The sequence below is a fragment of the Larkinella ripae genome (assembly GCF_054780775.1).
Map to the genome: position 1 here is coordinate 24,589 of NZ_BAAGVR010000020.1, position 18,054 is coordinate 42,642.

General features: G+C 51.9%; 11 protein-coding genes. 6 read left to right on the forward strand and 5 right to left on the reverse strand.

What is annotated here, in order from left to right; translation table 11 throughout:
* Positions 1–322 precede the first annotated feature (322 nt).
* The 4 genes from ACYVHX_RS11255 to ACYVHX_RS11270 all read left to right on the forward strand — a co-directional run bounded on the left by ACYVHX_RS11255 (position 323) and on the right by ACYVHX_RS11270 (position 6,635).
* On the forward strand, positions 323–2,983 hold the full coding sequence (locus ACYVHX_RS11255) for a DNA gyrase/topoisomerase IV subunit A (RefSeq protein WP_460671734.1): 2,661 nt from the start codon (positions 323–325) through the stop codon (positions 2,981–2,983).
* Between the two features lies 1 nt (position 2,984).
* Positions 2,985–3,692 carry a SanA/YdcF family protein gene (locus ACYVHX_RS11260; protein WP_460671735.1) on the forward strand — a complete coding sequence of 236 codons (708 nt, stop codon included), beginning with the start codon at positions 2,985–2,987 and terminating at the stop codon, positions 3,690–3,692.
* A gap of 137 nt (positions 3,693–3,829) precedes the next feature.
* Entirely contained in the window at positions 3,830–4,945 is a 1,116-nt protein-coding gene (locus ACYVHX_RS11265; protein ID WP_460671736.1) for a DKNYY domain-containing protein, read from the forward strand.
* A gap of 361 nt (positions 4,946–5,306) precedes the next feature.
* Positions 5,307–6,635 (forward strand): adenylate/guanylate cyclase domain-containing protein, encoded by a 1,329-nt coding sequence (locus ACYVHX_RS11270; RefSeq protein ID WP_460671737.1) that lies wholly within the window; start codon positions 5,307–5,309, stop codon positions 6,633–6,635.
* A gap of 2 nt (positions 6,636–6,637) precedes the next feature.
* Here ACYVHX_RS11270 and ACYVHX_RS11275 read toward each other — a convergent pair whose 3' ends face one another.
* The 3 genes from ACYVHX_RS11275 to ACYVHX_RS11285 are packed head-to-tail and all read right to left on the reverse strand — an operon-like array spanning position 6,638 to position 12,363.
* The gene (locus ACYVHX_RS11275; protein ID WP_460671738.1) at positions 6,638–10,279 is read right to left on the reverse strand and encodes a BamA/TamA family outer membrane protein; all 3,642 of its coding nucleotides are present in this window, start codon (positions 10,277–10,279) and stop codon (positions 6,638–6,640) included.
* A gap of 21 nt (positions 10,280–10,300) precedes the next feature.
* The gene (locus ACYVHX_RS11280) at positions 10,301–11,137 is read right to left on the reverse strand and encodes an SdiA-regulated domain-containing protein (protein ID WP_460671739.1); all 837 of its coding nucleotides are present in this window, start codon (positions 11,135–11,137) and stop codon (positions 10,301–10,303) included.
* 23 nt (positions 11,138–11,160) lie between these two features.
* The gene (locus ACYVHX_RS11285) at positions 11,161–12,363 is read right to left on the reverse strand and encodes a Pycsar system effector family protein (RefSeq protein WP_460671740.1); all 1,203 of its coding nucleotides are present in this window, start codon (positions 12,361–12,363) and stop codon (positions 11,161–11,163) included.
* A 236-nt stretch (positions 12,364–12,599) separates the two neighbouring features.
* On the opposite strand from ACYVHX_RS11285, the gene ACYVHX_RS11290 reads away from it, so the two are divergent.
* Both ACYVHX_RS11290 and ACYVHX_RS11295 read left to right on the forward strand, forming a co-directional pair.
* Positions 12,600–15,128, forward strand: a complete 2,529-nt coding sequence (locus tag ACYVHX_RS11290; RefSeq protein WP_460671741.1) for a DUF5686 and carboxypeptidase-like regulatory domain-containing protein — start codon at positions 12,600–12,602, stop codon at positions 15,126–15,128.
* Positions 15,129–15,302: 174 nt separating this feature from the next.
* The gene (locus ACYVHX_RS11295) at positions 15,303–15,686 is read left to right on the forward strand and encodes an FKBP-type peptidyl-prolyl cis-trans isomerase (RefSeq protein WP_460671742.1); all 384 of its coding nucleotides are present in this window, start codon (positions 15,303–15,305) and stop codon (positions 15,684–15,686) included.
* Between the two features lie 139 nt (positions 15,687–15,825).
* Here the strand turns inward: ACYVHX_RS11295 and ACYVHX_RS11300 are convergent, their stop codons facing one another.
* Both ACYVHX_RS11300 and proS read right to left on the reverse strand, forming a co-directional pair.
* Positions 15,826–16,281 carry an FKBP-type peptidyl-prolyl cis-trans isomerase gene (locus tag ACYVHX_RS11300; RefSeq protein ID WP_460671743.1) on the reverse strand — a complete coding sequence of 152 codons (456 nt, stop codon included), beginning with the start codon at positions 16,279–16,281 and terminating at the stop codon, positions 15,826–15,828.
* A 134-nt stretch (positions 16,282–16,415) separates the two neighbouring features.
* On the reverse strand, positions 16,416–17,888 hold the full coding sequence (proS, locus tag ACYVHX_RS11305; protein WP_460671744.1) for a proline--tRNA ligase: 1,473 nt from the start codon (positions 17,886–17,888) through the stop codon (positions 16,416–16,418).
* Between the last annotated feature and the right edge of the window lie 166 nt (positions 17,889–18,054).

Below are 18,054 nucleotides of genomic sequence, written 5' to 3' on the forward strand. Positions count from 1 at the left end.
AGGCGGTTTTCTATTTTAAATACACTATATTTGTAATACAAGTATCATATACCTATTTCAGAAAGTTTCGTATGAACTGAAATTTGGTTTAAACAGTACGACCTTCATAACCGATTGGTATTAAAACGGCATCGGTTTTGTACGGGTCAGATTTGGCGACGTAAAGATTTAGTTATCCGCCCGAACCACGCTTTTTAGCGTAATTTAGGCACTATTTTACAATAACTATTGTATCTTTATTGAGCTATCGACGGATCATTTTTCCCCGCCGACCCATTCTTGACGATAGCATTTACCATCGATTTTATCCGTAACCATCCGAATGAGCGAAATTCTGGACCCAACTGAATTACCGGAAGATCAAAATGAAGAAACCCTTCACCAGCAAACTGTGGTGTCGGGCTTATACGAAAACTGGTTTTTAGAGTACGCATCCTACGTCATTCTTGAACGGGCGGTTCCAGCCGTTGAGGACGGTCTTAAACCCGTTCAGCGCCGGATTCTGCACGCTTTGAAAGAGATGGACGACGGCCGTTTTAATAAGGTGGCCAACGTGATCGGGCAAACCATGCAGTATCACCCGCACGGTGATGCGTCCATCGGCGACGCTCTGACCACGATTGGCCAGAAAAATCTGGTGTTCGACACGCAGGGCAATTGGGGTGATATCCGCACCGGCGACGGCGCAGCGGCTCCCCGCTATATTGAGGTCCGGCTATCGAAATTCGGCAATGACGTCATCTTTAATCCGCAAACTACGGAGTGGCAATTGTCCTACGATGGCCGGAAAAAAGAGCCGGTAACCTTGCCGGTCAAGTTCCCGCTGCTGCTGGCCATGGGCGTTGAAGGAATCGCCGTTGGTCTTTCGACTAAAATTCTGCCCCATAATTTCATTGAATTGATCGACGCGTCGATCAACATCCTGAAAGACAGGCCCTTTACGCTCTATCCGGATTTTCAGACGGGTGGTTACATTGACGTCAGTAATTATAATGACGGCGGTCGGGGCGGAAAAGCCCGCATCCGGGCTAAAATCGAAGAATTTGATAAGAAAACGCTGATTATCCGCGAAATACCGTTTGGCACCACCACGACTTCGATCAAGGATTCGATCATTAAAGCCAACGACGATGGTAAAATTAAGGTTAAGAAAGTAGAAGATCTGACGTCGAAAGATGTCGAAATCCACGTGCACCTGGCTCCCGGCGTTTCCCCCGATATCACCATCGACGCCCTTTATGCCTTTACCGAATGCGAGGTTTCGGCTTCGCCCAATGCCTGCGTGATCATTGGAGAAAAACCGCATTTTGTCACGGTCACCGATATTTTGAAAATCAATACCCGGCAGACGGTTCAGCTGCTGGAGCGTGAACTGGAAATCCGCCGGGCTGAGTTGCTGGAAAAATTGCTTTACAGTTCGCTCGAAAAGATTTTCATCGAAAACCGTATTTACCGGAAAATCGAGGAATGCGAAACGTTTGAAGCCGTTCTGGAAACCATTGACAAAGCACTAAAACCGTTTAAAAAGCAGTTTTACCGCGAAATTACGGAAGATGACCTGATCCGGCTGACCGAAATCCGGATCAAGCGGATCTCAAAGTACGACGGTTTTAAAGCCGAAGAACTGATGCGGAGGCTGGAGCAGGAACTGGCCGAAACGGAAGACGACCTGGCCAACCTGACCCGCTACGCCATCAATTACTTTAAGGAACTGGCCAAGAAATACGGCAAGGGCCGCGAGCGGAAAACCGAAATCCGGGCCTTCAACACCATTGCCGCCAACGTGGTAGCGGCCACCAATGCCAAACTTTATGTGGATCGGGAGGGCGGTTTTGTCGGCACCGGTTTGAAAAAGGATGAGTTTGTTTCCGAGTGTTCGGACATTGACGACATCATTGTTTTCCGGCGCGATGGCAAATGCCTGGTTACGAAAATCCAGGATAAAACATTTGTTGGCAAGGATATAATCTTCTGTTCCGTCTTTAAGAAAAATGACGAACGGCGGGTCTACAACATGCTGTATCTGGACGGTAAGTCGGGCATCACGATGGCGAAGCGGTTTTCGGTGACGGCCGTAACCCGCGACCGGGAGTATGACCTGACGATGGGTAACCCCAAGTCCAAAGTGCTGTGGTTCTCGGCCAACGACAACGGGGAAGCGGAGGTGGTAACCATTAACCTCACGGCCCAGAGTACGGCGAAAAACAAGCAGTCCGATTTCAACTTTGCCGAAGTGGGCATTAAAAACCGGTCGGCGCAGGGCAATATTCTCACCCGGTATCCAATACGAAAAATAAGTTTGAAGTCGGGCGGAGTTTCGACGCTGGGTGGAGTCGATATCTGGTATGACGAACACCTGGGCCGGCTGAACCGCGACGAGCGGGGAAGGTATTTAGGGAATTTTGACAACGGTGCGAGCATTTTGGTCGTCTATAAAGATGGGCAGTATGAACTGACCAATTTTAACCTGACGAATCGGTACGAACCCGCCGACATTGCGGTGTTGGAGAAGTTTGATCCGGACCGGGTTTTGTCGGCCGTGTATTACGAAGCCAGCCAGAAGCTGCATTACATCAAGCGGTTTAAGGTGGAAACCACCACGCAGGACAAGAAATTCAGCTTTATTGGCGACACCAAAGGGTCGAAGCTCCTGGCGGTTTCGGCCGATTCGGCCCCGCGCTTCGAGATTGCTCACCAGATGAAAGACCGGGGGCCGCTCGAAAAAATGGTGCTGGAACCCGGCGGTTTTATCGACATTCGGGGCTGGAAAGCGCTGGGCGCAAAACTGCCGTTTGCCAAGGTAAAAGAAGTGAAATTGCTCCCCCCCCGGCGGAATAATGAGCGGGATGTGGCGGAAAATAGAACCGTAACCCCTACCTTACTCGTTGAAGAACCGGAACTCGACGAACCGTTGGATGAGGGAAGCGAAACGGAAGAAACCGGCTCCGAGAAAAAGGTGAAACAACTAGGCCTGTTCTCATGACATGAACCCAATGTCGTATACGTCCCGCCGGCAAAACGGCAATTACAAAGGAGTCCACCCGGCTATTCGGGGGTCGCGCACGAAGCGCCTGATCAAAGGCGGTATCGTCGTGGCCTTTGTGGGCGTTACCACCGTGCTCCTCTGTAATTTCTGGGTCGTATACAGCACCCGGAGTCAGGTATATTTTGACATGGACAAGTTGCCGTCCAATGAAGTTGGCCTGGTGCTGGGAACCAGCAAATCCGTGAAAAGCGGCAACGAAAACCTGTTCTTTCGCTACCGGATGGAAGCCACTGCCCGGCTCTGGAAAGTCGGCAAAATCAAACACATCATCCTGAGTGGTAACAACGACTCGGAATATTACAACGAACCCTCCGACATGAAAAAAGCCCTGCTTCGGCTGGGCGTTCCCGAAGCCGACATGACCCTTGATTACGCCGGCTACCGGACCTTTGATTCGGTCGTGCGGTGCAAGCAGGTGTTCAATCAGGAAAAAATCACGATTATATCCCAGAATTTTCACAACGCCCGGGCCCTTTACATCGGCAATCACCAGGGCATGTCGGCCATTGCCTTTGCCGCCCAGGATATTCCCAGCGGCTATTCATTTCGCACCCTGATCCGCGAATACCTGGCGCGCCCGCTGGCGGTGCTGGATGTGTACGTGGTGCATCCGCAGCCCGAAATGGAAAACAAGGAAATCAAGTAAATCTTCATTCTTCCTCAAGCCGGTCAAAAACCGGTACTTATCAAGTTAAATCGACTCGTTATCGATCGGGGCTGGAAGCCGGTTTGTTGTCCTTCTATTTTTGAATCAGCAACAACAAATACACCCTATTTCCAGCCATGAAACTTGTTCGTCTCTTCTTGTCCATCCTCGGATTGGGCGGTTTTTTCTCTTGCCAGAAACCCGCTTACGAAACTAAAAATGGCGCTGTTTTTTTCAAGGGTCAGCGCGTTCAGGTAGAAGACTTCGACTCGTTTAAAATCCTGAACTCGGTTTTTGCCAAAGACGCCCTGCGGGCCTATTACCGGGGCGCATCCATTAGCATTGCCGACGCGGCCAGTTTTGCGGCTTTGGACGAGCATTATGCCAAAGATAAAGCGACGGTATTTTACTGTGGTAGTTTTCTCGAATCCCAAACCTATTTCACCAGCCGCAAGAACAGCATCCGGCGGATTTATAAGGCCGACGTGGCCACGTTTACCGTCCTTTCCAAAGGCTACGCAAAAGATAAATTTCACTGTTACGCGGATGGCGTTTTGTTTCCGGTGAAAGATGCTGCGAGTTTTCAACCCCTTGATTACGGTTTTGCAAAAGATAAACGGGCCGGCTATTTTGAGTCGGTTTTGATTCCGGAAAGCGAAGGCAAATCGTTTGAAATCGTTAGTCACAATTTTTCGAAAGACCGGAATCACGTTTATTATTGCTGGATCAATTACGCCGATCCAAAGAATCCGCGCCTGCCCGAAGCCCAGTTGATCAGCGGGGCCGATCCGCTTTCGTTTGCCGTACTGGATGCGGTTTATTCAAAAGATAAAAACCGGGTTTATTACAAAAACCGGCCTATAAAAGGCGCTGATCCGGCTCATATAAAATTAGTAAAACCGAATCAGCTCGATTACGTATCCGACACCGTGCACGTATTTTACCAGGACAAACTGATTGGGGGCGCCAATCTGGCCCATTTCGAAATTCTCAACGATCGCTATGCCTGGGATCAAACGGCGGTTTATTTCGAAGGAACGGTGTTAAAAAATTGCGATCTGTCGACGTTCACGGTTTTAAAATCAGGCTACGCGAAAGATGACCGGCACGTTTATTTTAAAGGCATGATCCTGCCAGGTGCAGACCCTGCTTCGTTTAAACTGCTCGAAAATACGTACGAGCAGGACGCGGTAGATTACCGGTACGCCTATTATAACGGCAAAAAATCAAGCGCAAAACTGAACGCTTTGTAAGCAGCTTATTCCGATACCTCAACTTCGGGCCTAACCCGACCGGTTTCTAGGGGAGCACGATAGAATGGCCGACTGCTCCGAATCCTCTGATCCCTTCTTTGAACAGATTCTGAAAGCAAATCCGGAGATCCCGTTTCCAATTCCCCAACGCTTGAAGAAGCGAAGTTGATCGCAAAAATTTCAAGTACGCTAACCCGAATAAACGTTTCAGGCTGCCAGCCGCTTTGGTAGCTCACGGCCCTTCTGTGTCGGTTCACTCCCTTCAATTGTCGTTTCAGAAAACCGGGTTAGGCATCGTGCGTGAAATCGAATTAATTTGGGTAAGAATTTGTCTGTTAGGCAGTACCTAAATCGTGGGACTATGCCATTCATTTACCACCAGCGGCAAAAAGAAGAAATCAGTCCGTACTTCAACCTGACGTTCGCCCAGGAAAATATCCGGCGCGAGCAGCAGCGGGCCGGGTTGCTGGCGGGCATGTTTGTTGCCGGTTTGTTTTTTGCGGCTTTTTTCTCCCTGTTTGTGCCGCTCACGGCTTTTCCGATGCAGGCCAAGAATGACCTGCTCCGGGTTTTACTCGCTTACCTGGGTTTCATGGCGGTTTACGAATTGAACATGTGGAACATGCTCCGGATCTGGTCGCGGAAAGGATTAAGCCTTCCTCAATTAGCCAAGTACCTCAACGCCACCTTCGAAATCACCGCCCTGACCCTCCTGCTGTACCTGCTGTCGGACAAGTTCGATCACCCGATTCTGGTCATGGTGTCGCCTTTTGCGTCCCTCTATTACTTTTTCATTATCCTGTCCACCCTCCGACTCAACTTCTGGATTTCGTTTTATACGGGCCTGATTTCCGGCATTGAGTTTTTGCTGCTGAGTCAGTATCTGCTGGAAGAACCGTCGACCGTCATGGGATCGTTCAGCCTGTACCTGACCACCACGTTTGCCTACGCCGTCAAATCGATCATTTTTGTGCTCTGCGGCATCTGCGCCGGGTATGTTTCCCGCCAGATCCAGAAAAGCATTCAGAGTTCGATCGAACGCAGTGAAACGCAGAATCAACTCATCACCTTTTTCGGCCAGCAGGTTTCGCCGGAAATCGCCGATTTAATCATCAAGGAAAAAGGGATGCTGAAAAGTCAGCACATGAAGGTCAGCGTGTTGTTTCTCGACATCCGGAATTTCACCAAATACGCCGATAAAAACACGGCCGATGAGGTCGTTACCTACCAGAACGCGTTTTTCCGCATCATAGTCGAGGTGGTTAACCGGCACGGCGGGGTGGTCAACCAGTTTCTGGGCGATGGCTGCATGATCACCTTCGGGGCGCCAATTCCCCTGGAAAATCCGGCCGAAAATGCGGTCAAAGCGGGCCTGGAGATCATTACCGAGATTGAAAGCGCCGTGCGGGAGGACCGGATTATTCCGACCAGCGTGGGCATCGGCGTTCACGTTGGCGATGCCGTAATTGGTAACATCGGCACCGAAACCCGCCAGCAGTTTTCGATCACGGGCAATGTCGTGATTCTGGCCGCCCGCATCGAACAACTGAACAAGCAGTATGGCACCAACATGCTGGTGTCGCAGGATGTGATCAACGAACTCGGCGGGCACCCGGTTTTGTCGGAACAACTCGGGGTGGTCGATGTAAAGGGCATGGAGGTCGGCGTCGAACTTTACAAGCTGTCCTGACCTCAGAACAGAAAACCGACCCGCAGCATCGGCAGTTTTTCCTCCTCCGACATGGCGTACAGCACCGAAATCACCGCCTGTTTATACGGCGACAACCAGATTCCCCCGCCGTAGCCGTGGTGCCAGTTTTTGGAGTTTTCACCATTCATCCAGACGCGCCCAACGTCATTGAACGCCAGTACGCCCAGGTAGGCCGGAAACAGGTACGTCCGGATGGTAGCCACCTTCAGCCTGACTTCCGTGTTGTTATACAAGGTGCTTCGTCCCGCAAACCGGGTCCGGCGGTAGCCCCGCAGGTTTGACAGACCGCCCAGCGTGTTGGCCTGAAAGAATTCAAAATCTGAAAAATTGATCCCCCCGCCCACGCGCGTAGCAATCGTGAGCGTGGTTGGCAGCCGTAAACTGACGTAGAAAGCAAGATCGGATTGCAGCCGCGCCAGATTTTTGGCGTAGGTTGAAATGCCGTTGTAGAGCCGCAGCTCCGTTCGCCAGAAAGTCCCGCGCGTGGGCAACACCTGATCATCCCGGTTGTCGATCAGAAAACCGCCTTTTAAACCGGCATACCACCGGCGTTTGGATAGGTGCTGTCCATCGGGTAAACGACTGGCAAATTCGTCGATAAAACGCTGCTGATTTTCTTCCACTTCGATGCTTTCCACCGCCGGACCCAAATACAGCTTCATCCTCCCAATGGTACGCTGAAAAAGCGCACTCAGGGCAATGTTCTCAAAACGGGTCCGGTAATACCGTATGCCCTTGCTTTTGTCAAAAACCGTGTTGTTGCCCAACCCGAAAAAGTTGGACACGTAGTTGGGAGCCTGAATATCCGCGTCCAGGCGCAGGTCGGTTTTTCCGATGATGCCGGTCAAAACGCCATCGTAATTGAAATTATACGCGCGGGTCGCAAACGCGTGATTGACCACAAACCGATGCTGCTGGGCAAAGGGTATTTTCCGAAAACCGTGTTTGGTATACCGAACCCCGCCCCCCAGAAACAAGCCATCATCCGGATTGTACTGCACCGAAATCTGCGGAAACAGCACGTCGTACTGAAAGGATTTCCGGTCATACCCGTTGACCATCGACTGGCCCGAAAGCCGCACCCGGGTTTCAGAGCCGGGTTCCACCACGGTTTTTGGGGAATCGTACACCACGGTTTTCCGCCTGATTCCGGTTACTTTCGACGCATCGGTGATCCGATCGCGGCCTTTTCCACCAACGATGCGCAGCAAAATGCCCTTTTGGCTTTCGCCTTTGACAACAAAGACATCGTCTCCTCCCAATCCGTAGAGTCGCACCTCGCGGGTTTCGTCGGGGCTGAAAATCCGCCGGTATAATTGATCGCCGGTTTCGCCTTCTTTTTTCAGTTTTAACACCACCACCGCCATGCGACCGTCGGCAAATCGTTCCACTTCGAAATACTCCTTCTTGTCACTACCGGTAACCTCAACCGAGCGGGCCAGAAAGCGGTAGAGTTCGTGGGCATACCGGCCTAGCTCCGTCCGCCGGTGCTGAAGCCGGACTTTGATTGTGGCGGCCGTTTCCTGATAAGCCGCTTCGGGTAATTGCTGTAGGGCCTGGTCAATCACGGAATCGGTCAGGTGGTGAGCCAGCGAATCGGCGGTTTTCAGCCAGTCGTCCAGCGACGGTTCGGTGAGAAAACTCCGGTCGAAATAGCGGGCGTTGAAGGCCAAACCGGGCACATCACGTATGGATGTACCGAACCCCTGAAATTTCGGCATGGCCCATTTGCGGCTCACAATGCGAGGAATAATGCCCATGTTCACAAAAAAAGCCTGGTCGCGGTCGCGCGGAATGGGTTTGAACAGCAGTCCTTTGCCCTCTTTGAAACTCGCCCAGCGCCATTGGTCGTCGTGCCGGTCCCAGTCGCCCAGCCAGATATCGAACAGCCGGGCTTTCAAAACCGCCTGCTGATCGACCCGGTTGTCATTGTCCTCGGTGCGTTTGTAGAGCAGCTTGGCCGTGCTGTAAATTTTCTTTGTTCCGCCAAATTGCGGGCTGTTGGCATAATTTCCATCCACCCGTTCCTCAAACAGCGCCAGCGTTCGGGCAAACGTCCGGCGGTACGGCCCCAGCAGGGAGTCATCCGGCACCACCACCAGTTTGGGATGGGTATGAAAAACGCCGGCGGCTTCGGCCAGTGGCGGCACCACCAGAGCCGCATACGGATGCGAAGCCGAAATCTGATCCTGCACCAGATCGTTCACAAAACCGCTTCGCAACGCTTTTGGAATGGCATTTTCGGCGTATTTTTCCACCGAGCGCAGCACGTATTCTTTGCCATCATTTCCGGCCATCCGCAGCGAAAACGTCTGCATACCGCCCCCGCGCTGCACGGGTTTCAGCCCTCCCGCTTCCTGTCGTAAATTCAAAACCGGGACCGTTACCGGAGCCCGCCAAACGTTACGGTAATTCTCTCCCAAAATCAGGCGGTGCCAGGGCGAGGCTTCGTACTGGGAACTTGCCAGCGTCGTTTGCGAAACCGCTTCGGCCGGTGTATTGGCCCGGGAGACGGTTTTTAGGGGTAACGTAAACGTGGTTTCAAACAGGAGTCTACCAGTAGGGTTTCCGGCATCCGGCGCAAAAAACCGGACGTTGGTTCGGCCATTCTCGTCAAAATCCACCCGCGCAAACCCCTTGTCCCGCGAGGCAAACAAACTGTGTCGGCCTTTTTTGACGGGCACCGACTTGGAACCGCTCCCGCTGGTCAGGTAGTACGTCGAATCGCGCAGAATCAACTGTTCATTGTGGTCGTGCCCGTTGACATACAGCACATTGCGGTATTTTTTCAGCAGCGCCACCAGACCATTCCGGAGCAGTTTATACTTCGGATTCGGAATATCCTGAATGTTGCCAATCAACGAGCGGTAAACCGGGTAAATGGATCCGATCACCGGCAACGGAATGTACAGATTTGGCTTGAGGGCGGTTAAGGGGAACAAATGGTCTTTCAGAGTAAAATACCCGCCGTGTTCGCCGTGGCTGTACATCGGATGGTGGCCCGCCAACACCACTTTCCTGTGTTGATTACGGGCCAGCACATCATCCAGCAGGACCAAAAAAGAAGGCAGGTCTTTGGCCTCGCAGTCGGATTCTTCCCCCGGTTTTTCCCAGGGATGCAGCCACCACTGGGTGTCGATCAGCACCAGGGTTATTTCGCTGTTCAACGAGATTTCCACCGGGCCGGGGCAACCGTCTTTCGGAAAAAACACATCGTCCCGGCCCAGTTCGGCGCCAACAAAAGCCGCCTGATTCCGAATCCGGTCCCAGCCTTCGCGTCGCCCCTGTTGCCAGTCGTGGTTGCCCGGAATGACGAACGCGCGGCCCTTGAAGCCGTTCAGAATCGCCAGTTGATCACGCATCCGGCGTTCAGCATCCGCCCGGTCCTGGTGGGACGAATCGGGTAAACCGCGTGGGTAAATGTTGTCGCCGAGGTAAATGATACTGCTGTTGGCCCCGCCCATTGCCAACTGACGCTGGACGGTTTTCAGGACAGCATCCTGGCCTTTGGGCTGGGGCTCACCGGCGTCGCCCAGCAGAAAAACCGTATGGGGTTTCGACTGAGCCTGCACCCATTCGGAGCCGAAAAATAAAAGAAAAATAACCGTGTAGAGCAGCTTCATACGTCCTACTACCAATCGGCCTTACGGCCGGTTCGCAAACTCAAGAATAGACCCGGCTTTGCCGTCGCCTTCGCTGGCGATGAAGAGCGTACCGTCGGGCGCGAAGCAAATGCCTTCGGGTTGCCGAAACAGCTTCGAATCAAGCGGTTTCGAGGCCACAATCCGGCCTTTCCGATTGACGACGACCACCCTTTTGCCGACGGAGGTCAAAAAATAAAAATCGCCGGTTTTGGGGTGTACGGCCAGGCCCGACGGCTTGAATTTCTCAGGATCCAGGTTGGCGTCTTTCAACGCTTTGTCTTTGATGGTCATGCCTTTAAACACTACTTTGGTTTTCAGGTCGTACATGTACACCGCTTTTTCGTCTTTTTTAGGGCCTTCTTTCACGGCGATCAGGAGCCGATCACTTTCGGTGTCGTAGGCCAGTCCTTCCACCTCCGTTTTTTTGGGCAGATCGGTGGGGATACGGGCAATCTGTTTCGAAAAGGGCTCGAAATGGTACAGATCGCCGTTGCTTTTCAAGGTGTAAATCTCATTCTTCACCCATTCGATGCCTTCAAAATCGCCGTAATTTCCAAAAACCGAGGAGTCGGCGATCTGCTTTTTCGTCAAGTCGTAGACATACGCCACCGCCACTTCATCCTGGACACAAAGCAATTGGTTGGCTTTGTAGTAGGATAAACCGGAAATTTCTTCCAGTTCCGGGGGCAGGGTGAACCGGCGGGCGGGCGTCTTCAGGTCGTACGGAATTGCCAGAGTTTCCGACTCCTTCTCGGCCTGCGACTGCTGCGTTTTCTTTGCATCGCAAGCCGCAAACAACCAGACCGATGCCAAAACTAAAAAACGTAAATTGTTCATGGTGGGGATTTTAACTAAAGCGATCAACGAACGGGAAAGAAATAGGCCGCGATGCCAAAAGCCAGCACCGATGCGGCAAAACCGAACATAAACAACGTATAGGATATTCGAAGCAGACGGTATTTTTTGCCGAGAACTTTCCCGAGGTAATAAATGTCCCGGGTCATGCTATTGTACAAAAAATCGGAATCCTGCATCATTTCCCGCATCCCCCATTCATAATCGACCAAATCCATTTTGTGAAAATTGCCAAAAAATAAGAGGTTCGCCTGTTTCTGGTGAATATCTTCTTTTGAAAACCGGCCGCTGGTGATGGTGGGCCGGGTGGCCAAAATGGCAAAAATGGTCGCCGATAAACAACTGAACGTCAGCATCACGGTGGGAATGATCAGCTGCGGCCACTCTTCCAGTTTCCGGATTAGAATGCTGATAATCAGGGAAACAATGATGGTATTGACCGAGATCATGATGTTGGCCTTGTTGTCGGCCATTGCGCTCAGTTGAAAATGGTTTTGCGAGGTTACCCGAAACATGGTTTCGATGCCCCGATCCGGCCGTTTCGGTTTTCGGGGTTCGTCCTCCGAAACCGGATGCGCCAGCGGTTTTGAATCCACTGCGTCTTCTTCCGCTTCCAGTTCCGCCAGTTTGCGCCGGGCTTTTTTCAGGTTTTTTTCCTTGAGCGGAGTCAGCACTTCCCGGCCGTAGTCGGTAAAGTAATGGTGGTTTTCCATCAACTGAATGGACCCCAACATCCACTTTTTTTTGCTGATTTTGCCCGTCGTATTTTTCATTTCCTGGCGCATCAACTCGCTGCGTTCCAAAAACCGCTCACTGCTCAAATGAAACATATCGGCATCGCACACCACTTCGGCGACCCGGTTTTGGGGTTGTTGCGGTAATTTGGTCGCCAGCACACTTTCCGTGATGCTGTGAATTCGCTCGGGCTCCAGCCCCAATTCCTCCAGCAACGGCAAGGCCATTTCAACGCCCGCTTCTTCGTGTTGCTGGCGTTTCCGGGCGTAGCCAATGTCGTGTAACCAGGCCGCAATGATGGCATTTTCCAGTTCTTCAGGGTTCAGGCCGGCCTGATTGCCAAGGAGTTCGGCCGCTTGAACCACCTGTTGCGTGTGCTCAAGATTGTGGTAGACCAGGCTAGCGGGCAGGGCGCGCAGCAACGTTTCCGTGTATTCGCGCGTACGGTCTAACAAAGGTCGATCGGTGGGCATGGCAGCTTGCAGGTTGAACGAAACAAATGAGCGTACGAAGGTGACAAAAAATAGAATATAAAGTCTAAGCAGTATTGAAAAACATCCTTTGCAGCGACAATTTATAGGATTATTTTGGTGGTTCGTCTAGACATTTCGGCGATTCGTCTGGAAATGGCCGTAAATTGGCCCAATTGGTAAACTCTGTTGACTACATTTGTGTTATTCCTCTATTACTTTTATTTCTGCCTATTCGAATGAGGTCTACTTTACGGGATCGGCTCGGCATACTCCTTATTTTTCTGAGTACGCTCTTTTTTCCAGCGACGGCGCAAACTACCTACAAAATAAGTGGACGCATCACCGACGCGGCTACGGGCGAGGGCATTCCTTTTGCCAATATAGCGATCAAAGGCAAAACCGCCGGTGCCACCTCAGACGAAAACGGCCGGTACTCCCTAACCACCACGCAAACCGGCGACTCGCTTCTTTTCTCTAGTTTAGGTTACCAAACCCGCGCGTATCGACTGGTTTCAACCGTTTCCCAAACCATCGATGCCGCATTAACTTCCTCAGCCACAAAGCTTCAGGAAGTCAAAATATACGCCAAAGGCGGTGACCCCGCTTACCGGATCATCCGGGAAGCCATCCGTCGCAAAAGCCAGTTTGATCCCGATCAGCTGACGGCTTTTCAGTACGAAAGTTACTCGAAGGTCGAAGCGTACGTCAATAATTTCGCCAACCAGCGCAAGAAAGGTCGCGGGCCGGGTCCGGTGGGTCGGGTGTTGTCGAAATTACCGGCGATCTACGACCGGGAAGGAAAACCGGCGGTTCCGGTGTACGTTTCCGAGACGTTTTCGGAGTATTTTCAACGATCGGACCCCCACAAAACCAGGGAGCGCATCCTGAAAAGCCGGGCGTCGGGGGTCGGGATCAGCGACGGCGGGGTGTCGGCCCAACTCACGGGTTCTTCGTTTCAACAATATAATTTTTACCGGAATTACATCAGCCTGCTGCGGAAAGACCTCCCTTCTCCCCTGGGACAAGCCTGGCAGGCCATTTATACCTACCGATTGATCGATACGGTAACGGTGGGTGAAAACATTTGTTACCAGATTGATTTTGAACCCAAACGAGCCACCGATCTGGCGTTTGTGGGCACGGCCTGGATTGACACCACGCGGCTGGGTTTGTCACAGATCGACGCCAGAATCGACCGGCGGGCCAACATCAACTTTGTCGATGAAATCCGGATTGAGCAGGAATGGGAGGACGTAGCCGACAGCACCCAATCGAAGGGAGTCCGTTTACCCATTCTAACCCAACTGCTGATCGACACGGACGAACCGACGCCCAATGCTCCCGGTGCGCTGGTCCGCCTGTACGCAGCCGCCCGGAATGTGGTCGTCAATCAGCCGCAGGAACTTCGTTTCTATGAACCACCCCTCGAACTGGCTGAAAATTACACGGAAAAATCGCCGGATTACTGGAAAACCGTACGTCCGGAAAGTTTGAGTCCGGATGAACTACGGGCGTTTGAGGTTGTCGATTCGGTTCGGAATGTGCCGTTTATGAAAGTGCTGGGACAGATCGTAAACCTGACGATGGTAGGCTATTACCCGTTGGGATCGTTGCACCTCGATGCCGGTCCTTTGCTAAACAGTTACGCCTTTAACAACGTGGAAGGGCATCGGCTGCGGCTGGGCCTGCGGACCAATACCGGTTTCAGCCGTCGCTGGATTCTGGGTGGTTATCTGGCGTACGGAACGCGCGACCAGCAATTAAAATACGGCATGAACGTCGATTATGTGATTCGGAAAAAACCGTACACCATCGCCGGTATTCAAAAAATTTACGACCTGGAACGGCTGGGAACAAACTCCGAAAACCTGGGGGGCAACGCCATTTTTGCGGCTTATACCCGCTTCGGAACGCTCCGGCGGCCCTACATGCAGGAATCACACACCACTTACATCAAGAGCGAATTGGGGAAAGGGATTACCCAGACCATCAGCCTGCGGAACCGCACGTTTGAACCTTTGTTTCCTTTTGCTTATTCGGTCAATACCGCAGACCAGACGACGGCCAGTCAGTACCGAACCACCGAGCTTTCGTTCGAAACCCGGTTTGCACCCGGGGCGCTGATGATCCAGAGTGATAACGACCGGTTTACAGTGGAGGGCAGCAACAATCCGGTGATTACGTTTCGGTACCAGCTGGGGATGAAAAATGTCCTGCACGGCGATTTTGCCTACCACCGGTTTAGCCTGAACCTGCGGCATTCGTTCCGGGTTGGGGTGCTGGGCCGGACGCGCTATCAGGTGAATGCCGGTTACATTCCTTCGACCATTCCGTATCCTTTGCTGCACATTCCGCTCGGTAATGAGACCTTTTTTCGGGTCGAAAATGCGTATAACCTGATGAATTTCTTTGAGTTTGTCAGCGACCGCTACGTGGGCGTCATCGGCGAGCACAATTTTGAGGGCCTGTTTTTCAACCGCATTCCCGCCATTCGTCGCTTAAAGTGGCGGTTTTTAGCCACCGGTGCGGTTTTGATGGGGGGCATCAGTCCCACCAACATCAATTTAATTCCACCGACGAATGAGCTGGGCCAGACGGTTCTGGGCTTCCAGTCGCTGAGCCGGGCACCATACGTGGAAGTTGGTTACGGCATCGACAATATTTTTAAAGTATTCCGGGTTGATGCCATCCACCGCCTGACCTACCGCAACAATCCCAACGTGTCGACCTTCGGCATTAAAGTCTCCGCCTGGGTGAACCTGTAAAAACCGGCTTTTGATTGGCTGAAATAACAACCTTTGACTTGACACAGCGATTTTTGGGTAAAAGCGGTACCTTGCATCCGCAACCAGTATAAAACCGGACCAGTGCTGTCGGTTCGGGCTGTTCGGTACGAAAGTCCGACCGTCTGGCAGTAATCCTGATAATCAGCAATTCACATGGCAAAAGCACCAGAGGCCGAAGTGGCCGTTTTAAAGGAATTTATCGATGCAAGCGGGATTTCCGCTACGGCCGACGAGCGCGGCTTTTTTTACACCATCCAATCTCCCGGTTCGGGTGAGAAACCTACCGTTCGTTCCAACGTCACCGTCAATTACGAAGGCTCGCTGACCAACGGAAAAGTTTTTGACAGTGGCAAAAGCATCAGCTTTGGTTTGTATCAGCTCATTCTGGGCTGGCAGGAAGGCATTCCGCTTATCGCCCCCGGCGGCAGCATCACACTTTATCTGCCGCCCAGTCTGGCCTATGGTTCGCGGGCGCAGAGTGGCATTCCGGCCAATTCCATCTTGATTTTCAAGATTGACCTGTTGCGGATTAACTAATTCGGGAGAAAAGAAAAGCGGATCGGAGCCGCTTTGATAAAAAACCGGCTTTTGAATGGTTAGCAACGTTTCCAGTTCGGAAAACGTAGTGCCAGCAATTCAAAAGCCGGTTTTTATTGACGCAATGCGAAATTTCCGGTTAACTTACCTGGCTTGACTGGGAAGGGTTTATTCCCACCAGTTCAATGTCGAAGGTCAGTTCTTCGCCCGCCAGGGGGTGATTGGCATCCAGCGTAACCGAGGTGGCCGTCACATTCCGGACCACCACCGGAACCGCCTGTGGGTTGCCATCCTGGTGCATATTGAGCGTCAGCCCGATTTCCAGTTCAATGTCGTCAGGAATCTGAGAGCGGTCGAATTCAAAAATCATATCTTCACTCGACGGCCCGTAGGCATCTTCCACCGGAATTCGTACGGTTTTAGACTCTCCCAACTCCATTCCTTTCACGCCTTCGTCGAACCCGCGGATCACCATGCCGCTGCCGACCTGAAATTGCAGGGGTGCCCGGCCGCTGGAGGAGTCAAACACGGTACCATCGTTTTTTTTGCCGGTATAGTGCACTTGCACCGTATCTCCAGCTTTTGCTTGTGCCATAATTAAAATTGTGTGTGTGCCGACAAAACTACCGAAACCCGCCGAAAGTCAATGCCTTTTGAATGATGAATTATGAATGAAGAACGATGAGTTGTAAACCATTCATCGTTCTTCATTCATAATTCATCATTTCCTTAGTAGGCCCGGGCAAAGACGACGCGCTGTTTCGACGGTTTTCCGCTGTAGATGCAGGTTCCTTCTTCCAATTCGGCGTCCAGGGGGATGCAACGTATAGTGGCCTTGGTTTCTTCTTTAATGGCTTCTTCGGTTTCGGACGTGCCATCCCAGTGCGCCATTAAAAAACCGCCTTTTTCGATCTGTTCCTTGAAGGCATCGTAGGTATCGACCTGGAAGGTGTTTTCCTGCCGAAACTGGGCCGCTTTCGTATAGATGGATTTCTGGATGTCATCCAGCAGATTCTGAATGTGATCAACCAGGCCATCGGCCGAAATGGTTTCTTTAGTTTTCAGATCCCGGCGCGCAATTTCGACCGTGTTGTTTTCCAGATCCCGCATACCCATGGCCAGCCGAACCGGGACGCCCCGCAGCTCGTATTCGGCAAATTTCCAACCGGGTTTGTTGGCATCGCTGGTGTCGTACTTCACCGAAATACCGGCTTTCCGGAGTTCTTTCACCAACGGATTGATTTTCTCGGACAATTGCGCCAGTTGTTCATCATTCCGGAAAATAGGCACAATGACCACCTGAATCGGGGCCAGTTTTGGGGGCAATACCAGCCCGTCGTCGTCCGAGTGGGCCATAATCAGCGCGCCCATTAACCGGGTGCTGACGCCCCAGGAGGTGCCCCAAACGTAGTCCTGCTGGTTGTCTTTCGTCAAAAATTTCACGTCGAATGCCTTCGCAAAATTCTGGCCCAAAAAGTGCGAGGTTCCGGCCTGCAACGCTTTTCCGTCCTGCATCATGGCTTCAATGCAGAGCGTATCTTCCGCCCCCGCAAACCGTTCGTTGGGTGTTTTCGCCCCCCGAATTACCGGCATGGCCATCCACTCCTCCGCAAAGGTTGCGTATACATCCAGCATCTGGCTGGTCTCTTCCTGCGCTTCCTGCGCGCTGGCGTGGGCGGTGTGCCCCTCCTGCCACAGAAATTCCGCCGTGCGGAGAAAAATCCGGGTCCGCATTTCCCAGCGAACCACGTTGGCCCACTGGTTAATCAGGAGCGGCAGATCACGGTACGACTGAATCCAGTTTTTGTAGGTGCTCCAGATCACGGTTTCCGAGGTGGGCCGTACGATCAATTCTTCTTCCAGCTTGGCCTCCGGGTCAACAATAACGCCCGAACCATCTTCCGCATTCTTCAGTCGGTAGTGGGTCACCACGGCGCATTCTTTCGCAAACCCCTCGACGTGGGAAGCTTCCTTACTCAGGTACGATTTAGGGATAAACAACGGGAAATAGGCGTTGGAATGGCCGGTTTCCTTAAACATATCATCCAATGCCCGCTGCATTTTTTCCCAGATGGAATAGCCGTACGGTTTGATTACCATACACCCTCGAACCGCCGAATTTTCGGCCAGATCGGCTTTCTTAATCAGTTCATTATACCACTCAGAATAGTTCTCGGAACGCGAAGGAATTGCTTTTGCCATGACGGACTGAAATATATTTTTGGTGCGATTAAACCATCACCTATAAATGTGGGTCTAATACTATGAGAAGCTTGCAAAGATAGGTTTTTCTCCTATATTTGTAATCAAACGGCCTATTTGTAATCATTTTGCCAGTTTCTGTGTTTTTGTACTAAGTAGGTCCCAA